15 protein-coding genes are annotated in these 11,883 nt (G+C 67.1%); 8 read left to right on the top strand and 7 right to left on the bottom strand.

Annotated elements, in window-relative coordinates; translation table 11 throughout:
- Nucleotides 1-23: 23 nt before the first annotated feature.
- On the bottom strand, nt 24-692 hold the full coding sequence (gene secG / locus ACV959_RS03170) for a preprotein translocase subunit SecG (protein ID WP_475738476.1): 669 nt from the start codon (nt 690-692) through the stop codon (nt 24-26).
- A 172-nt stretch (nt 693-864) separates the two neighbouring features.
- Nucleotides 865-1,332: a hypothetical protein gene (locus tag ACV959_RS03165; protein ID WP_475738475.1), complete on the bottom strand. Its 468-nt coding sequence runs from the start codon at nt 1,330-1,332 to the stop codon at nt 865-867.
- Between the two features lie 245 nt (nt 1,333-1,577).
- On the opposite strand from ACV959_RS03165, the gene leuB reads away from it, so the two are divergent.
- Nucleotides 1,578-2,687: a 3-isopropylmalate dehydrogenase gene (leuB, locus tag ACV959_RS03160; protein ID WP_475738474.1), complete on the top strand. Its 1,110-nt coding sequence runs from the start codon at nt 1,578-1,580 to the stop codon at nt 2,685-2,687.
- A gap of 57 nt (nt 2,688-2,744) precedes the next feature.
- Here leuB and ACV959_RS03155 read toward each other — a convergent pair whose 3' ends face one another.
- A complete protein-coding gene (locus ACV959_RS03155; RefSeq protein WP_475738473.1) occupies nt 2,745-3,098 on the bottom strand; it encodes a hypothetical protein in 354 nt (117 codons plus the stop codon).
- Nucleotides 3,099-3,216: 118 nt separating this feature from the next.
- Between ACV959_RS03155 and ACV959_RS03150 the strand changes: the two genes are divergently transcribed.
- The 3 genes from ACV959_RS03150 to ACV959_RS03140 are packed head-to-tail and all read left to right on the top strand — an operon-like array spanning nt 3,217 to nt 5,714.
- Nucleotides 3,217-3,990, top strand: a complete 774-nt coding sequence (locus tag ACV959_RS03150) for a LamB/YcsF family protein (protein ID WP_475738472.1) — start codon at nt 3,217-3,219, stop codon at nt 3,988-3,990.
- Entirely contained in the window at nt 3,991-4,719 is a 729-nt protein-coding gene (locus ACV959_RS03145) for a 5-oxoprolinase subunit B family protein (protein ID WP_475738471.1), read from the top strand. It abuts the gene before it with no gap.
- On the top strand, nt 4,716-5,714 hold the full coding sequence (locus tag ACV959_RS03140; RefSeq protein ID WP_475738470.1) for a 5-oxoprolinase subunit C family protein: 999 nt from the start codon (nt 4,716-4,718) through the stop codon (nt 5,712-5,714). Before ACV959_RS03145 ends, ACV959_RS03140 begins: the two co-directional genes overlap by 4 nt.
- A 1-nt stretch (nt 5,715) precedes the next feature.
- Here ACV959_RS03140 and ACV959_RS03135 read toward each other — a convergent pair whose 3' ends face one another.
- The 3 genes from ACV959_RS03135 to gloB form a co-directional block, all read right to left on the bottom strand.
- Nucleotides 5,716-6,522 (bottom strand): DUF5765 domain-containing protein, encoded by an 807-nt coding sequence (locus ACV959_RS03135; RefSeq protein WP_475738469.1) that lies wholly within the window; start codon nt 6,520-6,522, stop codon nt 5,716-5,718.
- Between the two features lie 105 nt (nt 6,523-6,627).
- On the bottom strand, nt 6,628-7,065 hold the full coding sequence (locus ACV959_RS03130; RefSeq protein ID WP_475738468.1) for a cupin domain-containing protein: 438 nt from the start codon (nt 7,063-7,065) through the stop codon (nt 6,628-6,630).
- Entirely contained in the window at nt 7,062-7,838 is a 777-nt protein-coding gene (gene gloB / locus ACV959_RS03125; RefSeq protein ID WP_475738467.1) for a hydroxyacylglutathione hydrolase, read from the bottom strand. Before gloB ends, ACV959_RS03130 begins: the two co-directional genes overlap by 4 nt.
- 101 nt (nt 7,839-7,939) lie before the next feature.
- On the opposite strand from gloB, the gene ACV959_RS03120 reads away from it, so the two are divergent.
- Both ACV959_RS03120 and ACV959_RS03115 read left to right on the top strand, forming a co-directional pair.
- Nucleotides 7,940-8,686 (top strand): class I SAM-dependent methyltransferase, encoded by a 747-nt coding sequence (locus tag ACV959_RS03120; RefSeq protein WP_475738466.1) that lies wholly within the window; start codon nt 7,940-7,942, stop codon nt 8,684-8,686.
- Between the two features lie 114 nt (nt 8,687-8,800).
- On the top strand, nt 8,801-9,355 hold the full coding sequence (locus tag ACV959_RS03115) for a hypothetical protein (protein ID WP_475738465.1): 555 nt from the start codon (nt 8,801-8,803) through the stop codon (nt 9,353-9,355).
- 38 nt (nt 9,356-9,393) lie between these two features.
- Here ACV959_RS03115 and ACV959_RS03110 read toward each other — a convergent pair whose 3' ends face one another.
- The gene (locus ACV959_RS03110; protein WP_475738464.1) at nt 9,394-10,080 is read right to left on the bottom strand and encodes an alpha/beta hydrolase; all 687 of its coding nucleotides are present in this window, start codon (nt 10,078-10,080) and stop codon (nt 9,394-9,396) included.
- A gap of 559 nt (nt 10,081-10,639) precedes the next feature.
- On the opposite strand from ACV959_RS03110, the gene ACV959_RS03105 reads away from it, so the two are divergent.
- Both ACV959_RS03105 and ACV959_RS03100 read left to right on the top strand, forming a co-directional pair.
- Complete coding sequence (locus ACV959_RS03105) at nt 10,640-10,846, top strand: DUF2905 domain-containing protein (protein WP_475738463.1); 207 nt, start codon at nt 10,640-10,642, stop codon at nt 10,844-10,846.
- 173 nt (nt 10,847-11,019) lie between these two features.
- On the top strand, nt 11,020-11,811 hold the full coding sequence (locus ACV959_RS03100; RefSeq protein ID WP_475738462.1) for a bestrophin-like domain: 792 nt from the start codon (nt 11,020-11,022) through the stop codon (nt 11,809-11,811).
- The last annotated feature ends 72 nt before the right edge of the window (nt 11,812-11,883 follow it).

The raw sequence follows: 11,883 nt of genomic DNA, 5'->3' as shown, positions 1-11,883 counted from the left end.
TCGTGGATCGAGGACGGCCCCGCTTATTGCGTGGGCGACTTCCACTGCGTCGGCGCGGCGGGCTTGGCCTCGGCCGGCTTTTCGGCGGGCGTCTCGGCTTTCGGGGCCTCCGGCTGGGGCGGCTGGGCGGCCGGGGCTTCCGCCTTCGGGGCCTCCATGGCCGGCTCGGCCTTCGGGGCGTCGGCCGGCTTCGCGGCGTCGACCTTGGGCGCCTCGGCCGCGGGGATCGCCGGCTTCGGGGCGTCCTTCGGGATCTCCGCTTTCGGCGGCTCCTGCGACGGACGCAGGCCCGGCTTTTCTTCGGCGGGCGCCGAGGCGCCGGCGCCCTGCGTGCGCTTCTGCTGAGCGCGCTGAAGCTGGTCGAAGACCGATTCCTTGCCCGGCTCGGGCGCCTTCTCGCCGGGCTTGATCTCCCTGAACTTGATGTCGCCCTGATCGATCGCCTTGGTCCAGTCGTCGCCGCCCTCGGCGCGGCGCTGCCAAGCCGGAAGAACGGTGAGCGCAATGCTGGTGAGGAAGAAGATCGTCGCCAGAATGCCGGTGGCGCGGGTGAGCGCATTGGCCTGGCCGCGGCCGGTGAAAACCCCGCTGCCGCCCATGCCGAGCGCGCCGCCCTCGGACTTTTGGTAAAGAATGAGGATGACGAGCGCCGTGACCACCATCAGGTGGATCGCGATAATGACCTGCTGCATTTCTGACCTTCTTCCGAAGCGGAGCGCCAGCGCGTGTCCGGGCTCGACGCCAAATCCCTGGCGCGGCTTCTACACCATGAAGGCCGCGCGAGAAAGTCCCGCGGAAACGATCCAAAAGCAAAAAAGCGGGCCGCCGGGGGCCCGCTTTCCGCGCCAGCCGGCCGGGGCCCGCTCAATACATATTGCCGTCCTGGCCCCTCCACTTCGAGCCTTCCTGGTCGAAACGTGTCTCGTCCTTGAACTCGATGACCTTGCCGGGCTCGATATACTGCTTTTCCTTGACCATCTGGTTCTGGATCGTGGTCGAATAATAGGTGCTCGCGGAGCAGCCGTCCTTCACCTTGCCGGCGTCGTCCGGCTTGCATTCCAGATTGGCGCCCTTCGGGAAGCGCACGCTAGCGTTAAAGTAGAACTCGTAGCCCGCATGGCCCGCGCCCTCGACGTCCAGCGGCCAGAAACGGGTCACTTCGAACTTCTCGATCACCGCGTCAGGGTCGAATTTCTTCTTGACGAGATTCTCGAAAACCTTGCGGGCGTCCTCTGCTTTTGGCTCGCAGTTGATCAGGCAGAACGCCTTGGCGGGAACCGCGCCGGCCAAGGCCGCGAAAGCCGCCAGCGCAGCGATTTTAACCAGTTTCATGGGCAGCTCTCCCTCGTTCCACCCACGCGCCCCGCGCGGCCGTCGCTCGTTCCATGGCGGCGACTCGCGAACGCGACGCGCTATCGATTGACCTTTTTCAAGCTGCACGCCTTCGAACTTTCCGGCAAGGGAGCGCCGCCGCGCGAATTGTCGCACGGCGCGGGGCGAACGCCCCCATGTTGCGCGGCGTCATCCGTCGCTCTATTGACGGCGCTTGCTTTCTCCAACATGCGAACGAGGGTTTCATGTCCGCCTACAAGCTCCTGCTCCTGCCCGGCGACGGCATTGGTCCGGAAATCTCCGCCGAGGCCGAGAAGGTCATCGCCTTTCTGGATCGGGCGGGCGTGGCGAAATTCGAAATCGAGCGCGGCCTCGTGGGCGGCGCGGCCTATGACGCGCACAAGGTCGCGATCAGCGAAGACGACATGAAGCTGGCGCACGCGGCGGACGCCGTGCTACTCGCCGCGGTCGGCGGCCCGAAATGGGACGGCGTGCCTTACGACGTGCGCCCCGAAGCAGGCCTCCTGCGTCTGCGCAAGGATCTCGCCCTCTTCGCCAATCTGCGCCCGGCGATCTGCTATCCCGCGCTCGCCGACGCGTCGTCGCTCAAGCGCGAACTCGTCGACGGACTCGACATCATGATCGTGCGCGAACTGACAGGCGGCGTCTATTTCGGCGAGCCGAAGGAGATCGTGACGCTGGAGAACGGCGAGAAGCGCGCGGTCGACACGCAGGTTTACACGACTCACGAGATCGAGCGCATCGGCCGCGTCGCCTTCGAACTCGCCCGCAAGCGCAGGAACAAGGTGACGTCCTCGGAAAAGGCCAACGTCATGCGCTCGGGCTATCTGTGGCGCGAAGTCATCACGGCGTTGCACAAGCGCGACTACGCCGACGTGCAGCTCGAGCACATGCTCGCCGACGCGCTCGCCATGCAGCTCGTGCGCTGGCCCAAGCAGTTCGACGTCGTCGTGACCGACAATCTTTTCGGCGACATGCTTTCGGACGAGGCGGCGATGCTCACCGGCTCGCTCGGCATGTTGCCCTCGGCGTCTCTGGGCGCGGCCGACGCAAACGGCAAACGCAACGCGATGTACGAGCCCTGCCACGGCTCGGCGCCGGACATCGCCGGCAAGGGAATCGCCAATCCGATCGCCATGATCGGCTCGCTCGGCATGGCGATGCGCTATTCCTTCGACAACGCAAAAGCCGCGGACGCGATCGACGCGGCGATTTCAGGCGTGCTCGAGAAGGGCCTGCGCACCGCCGACATCAAGGGCGACGCGCCCGCCTCCGTCTCGACTAGCCAGATGGGCGATGCGATCGTCGCCGAGCTGAAGTCGATTTTGGTCTAAGCGCCGATCTTACTGAAAAACAAGCGCCCGCCTGGAAAACCGGCGGGCGTTTTCATTTTACCGCCGCGTCCACATCTCGGCGCCGATCTTCTTGCCATTGTGGTAGGTCCAGACGCCGGTCCAATTATCACCGTCCTCGCCATAGAGCGCGAGGCCGGTGTCGCCGCCCGATTTGTAGCTCACGGCGAGGAAGTTCTTGTCGCCCAGCCCCGTGCCGACGAAGATCGTTCCGCCGACAACCCAGGTCACCTTGTAGGTCTCGCCGGTCTTCTCCACCGTCACGGCGCCGGAGTACGACGACTTGCCGTCGGGGTTCTTGCCCTCGACGGAATATTTGCCGACCGGATTGCCCGCGAAAGCCGCGGACGCAAACGTCAGGACGGCCACAAGGGCCGCCGCGAAAATGCGCATTTCTGAATCCCCCCTCGCCCAATTCGGGCATAAGCTAGGCTGATCATAGCCAATCGGAAAAGGCAATTACGCGCGGCGGCGCTGTCGCGTTGCGGCGGCCCGCGCTAATATCCTATCGATGACGGCAAAGCGGCGAATCGATCTCAACGCCGATCTCGGCGAGGGCTTCGGCCCCTGGCGCATGGGCGACGACGCGGCGATGCTTGATCTCGTGACGAGCGCCAATGTCGCCTGCGGCTTTCATGCGGGCGATCCCGACATCATGGCCGCGACCTTCGCGCTTGCGCGCGCGCGCGGCGTCTCTGTCGGCGCCCATGTGGGCTTTCCCGATCTTGCGGGATTCGGGCGCCGGCCCATGGCCATGACGGCCGCGGAGATCGAGCGCGCCGTCGCCTATCAGATCGGCGCCGCGCAAGCGCTTGCAAGCCTCGCCGGCCATCGCATCTCCCATGTGAAGGCGCATGGCGCGCTCGCCAATATCGCCGAGCGCGACGCGGGCGTCGCCGACGCCCTGGCCCGTGCGACGCGCGCCGTCGATCCGCGCCTGACGCTGCTCGCCATCGCGCTTTCGGAGCAGACGCGCGCGGGCGAACGCGCGGGGCTGAAAGTCGCGCATGAGATTTTCGCGGATCGCGCCTATGCGGACGACGGCCGCCTCCAGCCGCGCGGAGAAGCCGGGGCCGTGATCACGGACGCCGCCGCCGCCGTCGCCCGCGTGAGGGAGATGCTGGATGCGGGCGCGCTCGTCGGCGTCACGGGCAAGCGCCTGCCGACGCCGATCGACTCCGTCTGCGTGCATGGCGACACGGCGCACGCCGTCGAGATGGCGCGCCGTCTACGAACCGGGTTGGAGGCGGAGGGCTTCGCCTTGCGCGCGTTCATCGAGGGCTAGATGCGCTACGACGCTCCTCGCTTTCTCGATCAGGGCGAAGCGGCGCTGACGGTGGAGTTCGGCGACGCGGTCGACGCGGAAATCAATGCGCGGGTGCTGGCGCTCGACGCGGCCCTTGCCGAATCCGCGCCGCCCGGCGTTCGGGAAACCACGCCGACCTATCGCTCGCTGCTCGTCCACTACGAGCCGCTCGACATTTCGCGCGCCGACCTCGTCGCGCGCATCGAGGCGCTTCTCGCCGCCCTTCCGGCGAGGGCCGCGGCGGCGGCAAGGGTCTGGACCCTGCCCTGCTGCTACGATCCAGCCGTCGCGGAAGACATCGACGAGGCAGCCGCGCGCCTCCGCCTCACGGCGCGGGCGCTCGCGGACCTGCACGCCGGCGCCGACTATCGCGCCTACATGTACGGCTTCGCGCCGGGCTGGTGCTATCTCGGCGGGCTGCCGCAGACGCTCGCCGTCCCCCGCCGTCTGACGCCGCGCGGGCCGACGCCGGAAGGCGCCGTGCTCATCGGCGGCGGCCTGTCGCTCGTCGCGACCAATCCCATGCCAACCGGCTGGTATGTCATCGGCCGCACGCCCGAGCGGCTCTTCTCGCTTCGCCGCGATCCGCCTTTCCTTGTCTCGCCGGGCGACGCGCTGCGTTTCGAGCCCGTCGACGCCACGGCCTTCGCGGCGCTCGACGCGCGGGCGGCGCAGGGCGAGATCGTCGCGCGCCGCGAGGCGACATGAGCGCGCGGCTGCTTGTCCGCGCCGCCGGGCCGGGTGTCACCATTCAGGACGCCGGCCGCTTTGGCCATTCGCGCTTTGGCGTCACGCCGGCGGGGCCGATGGACGAATGCGCTTTCCTCGCCGCGACCGGCGCGGTTGGGACCGACGCCGCCATCGAAGTCTCGCTTGGCGGCGCCGTTTTCGAAGCGGAAGGCGCGACGCTCGCGGTCGCCATCGCCGGCGGCGGCTTCGATATCAGGCTCGACAATAGAGCGCTGCCGCGCGCTTGCGTCTTTCCGCTCGAGCCGGGCGCCCGCGTGACGATCCGCGCGGGTGCTTTCGGCGCCTGGTGTTATGTCGCCATCCGCGGGCGCCTTGATGCGCCGAAAGCCCTCGGCTCGTTTTCCACCCACGCGCGCTCGGGGATTGGTCCCAAGCCGCTCGCTGCGGGCGACGCCCTGGCCTTTTCGGACTTTGGACCAGCGCCGCACGATCCACAGGCGCTCGACGCGCCCTGGCTCGCGCGCGACGACGCGCCGATCCGCGTGATGCTCGGGCCGCAGGACGACTATTTTCCGCCGGAGGCGATCGAGACGTTTCTTTCCGCGCAGTGGCGCGTGGGAGCGCGCAGCGACCGCATGGCCTATGCGCTGGAGGGGCCGCGGCTCCGCCATTCCCGCGGCCACGACATCGTTTCGGACGGGGCGGCGATGGGCGCGGTGCAGATTCCCGGCTCCGGCGCGCCTTTCGTGCTGATGGCGGACCGCCAGCCGACCGGCGGCTATCCCAAGATCGCGACCGTGATCGGGGCCGATCTCCCGCGCCTCGCGCAATTGCGGCCGGGCGAGGCGCTGAAGTTCCGGGCGGTGGGCTGGGCGGAAGCGGTCGCGGCGCGCGCGGCGCTCAAAAAACAAATGGCGGCGGAGCCGGTTTTCTCGCCCCTCGCCGCCGATCTCCCGAGCGAAGCGCTGCTGGCGGCGAACCTCATCGGCGGCGTCGTCAGCGCGCGGGACTGAATTATTCCGCAGGCTCCTCGATCTTCACGAAGGCCGGAGCGGCCGGAGCCCGGGCGGCGCGGCGGCGCTTATGCCATTTCCACGCCATCATCCACCACGGGTCGCCGACATGCAGGTGATAACGCAGCGGCGTCTTGATGATGGCGAGCACGAGGCCGATCGAGAACAGGCACCACACCGCCGGCCATTCGTTGATGTTGCTCGTCGTCAGGCTCGCGAGCCAGGGGCCGGCGACCCAGGAGAACAGGATGAAGCGCCAGCTGCCGTAAAGCGACGGGATGAAGAAGGCCATCATCGGATAGCCGATGAAACCGCGCCCGAGCGTCGCGTTGTCGGCCATGCTGTTGCCGATGCCGTTGGTTGGCAGCAGCCAGGCGATGTGCCATTCGCCACGCACCGTGCAGAGCACCTCCCCGCACAGCGGCCGGCCCAGCGCGCAGTGGCCCGCCCAGCTGAACGGATAGAGCTGGATGAGCATGAGGATCGCGGCGACGAAGCAGCCGAAATAGGCCCAGGGCGCGACGATCCGGGCGCTGTCCTTGGGCATGAAATAGAGCGCCACTGCATTGATGAAGAACGGCTGAAAGGTGATGTGCAGATAACCGAACAGGGTCATCATCTGATTTAATGGCGAGTCGCATTGATTGAGCACCGAATAGGCGACCGCCTGAAGCGACTCCATGCTGGCGAAATACAGAAGGCAGATCCAGAGCGCGAGCGGCTCAGGGTCTTTTTTCAAAGCAGAATAGGCGGCTCCGGCGATGCCCGTCGCCGCCAAAACTGTCGAGGCTTCACCGCTCCAGCACATGGATGTCGTTTCCTCTTTCTTGTCCTTGCCGGCCCCGATACACCATCCGGCGGAAGGCAAAAAGCCCCCGCTCCTTGAAGACGCGGGAAATTGCCCCAACGGCGTTCAGGCGGAGTCCGGCGTCCAGCCCAGGGCGGCGATCTCGAAATGGGCGAATTCGAAGCCGGGCGCGACAGTGCAGCCGACGAGCGTCCAGGCGCCGAGGCTCCTCGCGGACTGCCAGACGCCCGCCGGAACCACCCCCTGCGGCCGCTCGCCGGCGACGAGATCGGCGCCGAGCCGCAGGATGGTCGTTCGCGCGCCGTCATAGAGCGACAGCGCCAGCGGCGCGCCGGCGTGCCAGTGCCAGATCTCCCCGGCGTCGACGCGATGCCAGGCCGAGACCTGGCCCTCGGGCAGCAGATAATAGATGGCGGTGCCGACCGAACGCCCCTCGACCGTCCGGGGGTCGCGAAAAGTCTCCTTGTAGAAACCGCCTTCGGGATGCGGCGCGAGATCAAGCAGGCGCGCGACCTCTTGCGCGGAAAGATTGGACGCGCTCATCCGGCAAACCTGTTCTTGCGTTCGCGCATTTCGGCGAAGACCGCGAAGGGATTGGCGTCGTCCATGCCCATGGCCTTTTTCACCTGCGGATCCTCGACGCGTAGGAAGGGGTTCGTGGCGTTCTCCAGCGCGATCGTGGTCGGCAGGGTGAACTTGCCGGCGGCGCGCAATTCGTCCACCCTGGCGATCCGGTCGCGCAACACAGGATTTTCGGGATCGACCGTGATCGCGAAACGGCCGTTCGCCTGCGTATATTCGTGGCCGCAATAGACGCGGGTTTCGCGCGGCAGATTGGCGAGCGTCTCGAGCGAGAGCCGCATCTCGTCCATCGTGCCCTCGAAGACCCGCCCGCAGCCCAGCGAAAAGAGCGTGTCGCCGACGAAGAGCGTCTCGTCCTCAGCGAAATGATAGGCGATGTGCCCGGTCGTGTGTCCTGGCGTCGCGATGACCCGCGCTCGGGAGGCGCCGAGCGCCACCTCGTCTCCGCCGGACACCGCCAGGCAGAGGGGCGGGAGACGATGCGCGTCCGCGGCGGCGCCGACGATCGCGAGCCGCGGAAAGCGCGTCTTCAGCGTCGCGGCGCCCTGCACATGGTCGGCGTGGTGGTGCGTCAGCAGGAGATGGGTCAGCGTCCAGCCCCGGCGCGCCGCCTCCGCGGCGATGGCCTCGCCGTCCGGCGCGTCGACGCTCGCGGTCGCGCCCGTTTCCGCGTCGTGGACGAGCAGCCCGAAATTATCGGAAAGACAGATGAATTGCGCCACCTCGATGGGCATGAGCGTCTCCAGATTGAGCAGGCTGCATAATAGCCGCCCGGCGCAAAATTGCGACCGGGCGCCGCCTTGCGTCGCCACGCAATTGCGAAGATGATCGCGTCATGGCGCTCGATGTCGTCGAACTGCGGGCCTTCTACGAAACGGCCCTTGGCGAGGTTGCCCGGCGGGTGGTCTCGCGCATGCTGCGCGCACGGTGGGAGGATCACGCCGGGCTGCGCGTTCTGGGGCTCGGCTATCCGACGCCCTATCTGGACGGCTTTCGCGAGAAGGCCCAGCGCGTCCTCGCCTTCATGCCCGCGACGCAGGGCGTGGCGCACTGGCCGCTCGACGGCAAGTCGGCGACCGCGCTCGTCGAAGCGTCGATGACCCCGCTCCCGGACGCCAGCATCGACCGCATCCTGATCGTCCATGCGCTGGAGGTCGAGGAGCATCCGCAGGATCTCCTCGAGGAAATCTGGCGCATCCTGGCGCCGGGCGGCCGCGTCGTGATCGTCGCGCCGAGCCGGACGGGACTCTGGGCCCGCGTCGACACCACGCCCTTCGGCCACGGTCGCCCCTACTCGCGCGGCCAGCTGCAGACCTTGCTGCAGGAGGCGCAATTCCTGCCCGTGTTCTGGGGAGAGGCGCTTTACGTGCCGCCCTTCCAGCGGGTCACGCTGTTGCGTTCGGCGCCGGCCTTTGAACGGATCGCGGGACGATTCTCCCTTCCCGGCGGCGGGGTGCATGTGGTCGAGGCGACGAAGCAGCTCTATCGCCCCGTGCTGCGCCGCGCCGTGCGCCGCGTGCCGCAGTTCGCCGAGCCGGCGCTGGAGGCGGCGGGGGCCGAGGCCGGCCTCGAGGGCGCCTGAGCGAAGCCTCCGCGGCTTCGGCCTGACCATGTTGACAAGATTCCGCGCCAACGGGCAAATGCGGCGCGGCGGCGGGCGACCGCCGTCAGCCTGAAGTCATTGGAGACCTCGTTTATGCAGAAGGGTTTGTCTATCGCATTCGGAATCGCGCTCGCCGGCGCGGCGTCCGTCGCCTGCGCGCAGTCCGTTTTCCCCGGCCAGCCCGTGATCATCGCGGCGCCGCCGGTTCAGGCGTCCCAGCCGGCGGCGTCCCAGCCGGTCGAGCCGCAGGCGGCGGTCGTCCGCACGGGAATACTCACCCTCAATCTGTCGATCGCGATCGCCTCCACGATCCCGACGACGACGCCGATCAAGTGCCAGTTCAATCCCACCGTCTTCGGCTTCGATCCTGCGACCGCCACGCCGGAATACATCTTCGAATACAGCCAGGTCACGGCGACGCGTACCAGCCCGACCGCGGCGACCTGCTCGGTTCGCGTGCCCTACTCCTGGACGATCAACAACGTGCTGACGGCGAAGCTCTATCCGTCCTTCCAGGTGATCGCGACGGACGCCACTGGCAACGGCCGGATTTTCGGCTTGCCGCAATATTTCACCAACGCGGGCGTGGGCGTTCCGATCCCCGCCAATGGGGCGAACACGACCTTCACGCGCAACGCGCGCATCTGAGCGAACCGGCGCGTCCCGCCCGGGGGCGGCGGGGCGCGCTACCGCCGTCCGTAGTCGATCGCCACGCCGAAGGACTGCGCAAGAAACAGCGCCCCGTGTATCAGGCCGGCGTTGTCGATCCCGTGGCCGAGCCCGGCGGAAAGATGCCATTGCGTCGGCACGTCCATGTCGGCCAGCGAATTGGCCGACATCAACAGCGCCTCGACGGGGATGAGTTCGTCAAGCTCCCCATGGACGAGGAGCGTGGCCGGCGGCGGCGTCTGCGGCGCGCGCGCCGCGCCCGGTTGCTCGGGGCCAAGGACATGGACGCCGGAATAGCCGACGATGGCCCGCGGCGCGACGCGGCGGCGAAGTCCCGTGTGCAGCGCCATCATCGTGCCCTGGCTGAAGCCCACGAGCGCGAGCGAGCGGTCGTCGAAACCGCGTTTATCGAGTTCCGCGTCCAGGAAGGCGTCGAGCGTCGGCCGGGCGGCGATCACGCCGCGCCAGCGCTCGTCCGGATCGCGCATGGTGAGCGGAAACCACTGGCGCCCCATCGGCGACATGGCGCAACGCTCCGGCGCATGGGGCGCGACGAAATCGGCGTCCGGCAGAAAGGCGCGCCACTGGCGGCCGATCTCTATGAGGTCGGAGCCGTCCGCCCCGTATCCGTGTAGGAAAACCACCAGTTGCCGGGCCTTGCCCGACTTGGCCTGCACTCTCGGACCGTCTATCGCATCCGCCATTCGTTGCGCTCCCCTCTTGGCGTGTTAGCTCTCGGGGGTAAGCGCGCGAAGGTCAAGAGCGCAGGATCGGCGGCGGGCCATGCCGGCGCGGCGATCCTCGGATCGCGCGCCGAAACGCGCGTCAGAAGGACGAGACCGCAAAGCGAAGGATCTTGAAGGCGAAGATGAAAGCGCCGGCGAGCGTGCTGTGCTTCACCATGGTCATCGCGAAATAGATATGGTCCGGCCTCATCATCTCATATACCTCATCAAGGCGCGCACAGCCGCGCGCAGGCGTTCGCAGTCCTGCGAATGGAAGAGACGCATTTTTTCAAAAGGCTTGCGGCGCCTGCGTCTCGTCAGGCCCTTGCGAAAGGCGCGCCACCGCGCCCTTGTCCGGCTGAGCAAATTCGTCGCACCTTCGGCGCGCTCGTCCGATGCGGTCAGCCCGCTACCTGTTTGCGAGGTAACTTCAGGCTCGCGCTTTTGCAAGCGAAGGTCTTCGCGATTCAAGCCTTCGCGACAATATGTCACTTCACGCGCGCCGCGCCGCGTCGCGGCCGCGAGAGGAGGAGTCCACGTGCCCAAATTATTGATTGTCGCCGGCGTCACACTGATTGCGCTGGGCCTTGTCTGGATGCTCGCCGAACGTTTCGGCCTCCCGCTGGGGCGGCTCCCCGGCGATATCGTCTTCGAACGGGGCAATTTCCGCGTTTACGCGCCGATCGCGACCTCGCTGCTGTTGAGCGTGGGGCTTAGCCTCCTGTTCTGGCTCTTAAACCGCTAGACGCCTGGCGCAAGAATCGACAGAACTTCGTGACGGGCCTGCGCGCAAATTTCTCGTTCTGGCGCGATGTCTTATCGCGCGCGTCCTCGCCGGCGGAAAGCCGCTAACGGCGTTTTCGGCTGCGCTTTGACAAACTCGCGCCGCCGTCGCGTAATGCCGCGAGGGAGGGCGTCGTGCACGACTTTCTTAAACAGCTATCCGTCACTGACATGGCGCTTCTTTTCTGCGCGGGCTTCGTCGTCGCGACGATCGCCGGAGTCTTGCTGTGCCGGCCTTGCTCGCGCCGCTGGATTCACGGACGGCGCAACGCCAATGACATGATCGGCTTCTCGCTGCAGAGCTTCGCGGCGCTCTACGGCATCCTGCTCGGTCTGCTCGCCGTCGAAGCCTATCAGGATTTCTCGGCGGCGAAGGACGCCGTCTCCAAGAAAGCTCTCACCTTCGCGACGCTTTATCACGACATCAACGGTTTTCCGAACCCGCTGCGCTCCCAATTGCGCGAGGATTTGCGCGCCTACGCCGCCGAGGCGCTCGAAACGCACTGGCCAAAGGCGCCCGCGTCGCCTGCGCCGGTCGGTCCCTCCCCTTTGTTGCGTCAGATGCTCTCCAGGCTTCTCGCTTTCGAGCCGACGACGAAAAACGAGGAGATGGTTCACGGCGAAGTCTTCCGCCAGGTGAACACGCTCATCGAGCAGCGGCGCCTGCTTCTCGCAAGCGAGAGCGCCGGAATACCCGCCGCGCTCTGGATGGTCGTCGCGCTCGGCGCCTTCATTTACATGCTGCTCATGTGCGTTTTCGACATGGAGCTGCACGTGCATCTCTTTCTCGCTGGCTCCACGTCGCTTTTCCTTGGCGCCGTGGTGTTCCTGATCGCCGCCCTGGACAATCCTTTCCGCGGCGGGATCATGATCGATCCGACGCCGATCGTAGAAATGCGCGACGCCGCCGGCGCGGCCGGGCCCTGAATGCAAACCGGCGGCGGACTCATGCGACGCCGCGGCCGGGGTCGCCACGCGCCAGTAGCCGATTGCAACAAG

This window comes from Methylocystis sp. Se48 (genome assembly GCF_056269425.1).
Note: the sequence above shows the minus strand (reverse complement) of the source record. Positions and strands in the feature narration are given on the sequence as shown.

What these genes read in the sequence shown, in the direction of transcription:
- ACV959_RS03150 (WP_475738472.1), top strand. Translation starts at nt 3,217, where the DNA reads ATGACGGCAAAGCGGCGAATCGATCTCAACGCCGATCTCGGCGAGGGC.
- ACV959_RS03155 (WP_475738473.1), bottom strand. Translation starts at nt 3,098, where the DNA reads ATGCGCATTTTCGCGGCGGCCCTTGTGGCCGTCCTGACGTTTGCGTCC.
- ACV959_RS03165 (WP_475738475.1), bottom strand. Translation starts at nt 1,332, where the DNA reads ATGAAACTGGTTAAAATCGCTGCGCTGGCGGCTTTCGCGGCCTTGGCC.
- ACV959_RS03140 (WP_475738470.1), top strand. Translation starts at nt 4,716, where the DNA reads ATGAGCGCGCGGCTGCTTGTCCGCGCCGCCGGGCCGGGTGTCACCATT.
- leuB (WP_475738474.1), top strand. Translation starts at nt 1,578, where the DNA reads ATGTCCGCCTACAAGCTCCTGCTCCTGCCCGGCGACGGCATTGGTCCG.
- ACV959_RS03135 (WP_475738469.1), bottom strand. Translation starts at nt 6,522, where the DNA reads ATGTGCTGGAGCGGTGAAGCCTCGACAGTTTTGGCGGCGACGGGCATC.
- ACV959_RS03145 (WP_475738471.1), top strand. Translation starts at nt 3,991, where the DNA reads ATGCGCTACGACGCTCCTCGCTTTCTCGATCAGGGCGAAGCGGCGCTG.
- ACV959_RS03120 (WP_475738466.1), top strand. Translation starts at nt 7,940, where the DNA reads ATGGCGCTCGATGTCGTCGAACTGCGGGCCTTCTACGAAACGGCCCTT.
- gloB (WP_475738467.1), bottom strand. Translation starts at nt 7,838, where the DNA reads ATGCCCATCGAGGTGGCGCAATTCATCTGTCTTTCCGATAATTTCGGG.
- ACV959_RS03110 (WP_475738464.1), bottom strand. Translation starts at nt 10,080, where the DNA reads ATGGCGGATGCGATAGACGGTCCGAGAGTGCAGGCCAAGTCGGGCAAG.
- ACV959_RS03115 (WP_475738465.1), top strand. Translation starts at nt 8,801, where the DNA reads ATGCAGAAGGGTTTGTCTATCGCATTCGGAATCGCGCTCGCCGGCGCG.
- ACV959_RS03130 (WP_475738468.1), bottom strand. Translation starts at nt 7,065, where the DNA reads ATGAGCGCGTCCAATCTTTCCGCGCAAGAGGTCGCGCGCCTGCTTGAT.
- secG (WP_475738476.1), bottom strand. Translation starts at nt 692, where the DNA reads ATGCAGCAGGTCATTATCGCGATCCACCTGATGGTGGTCACGGCGCTC.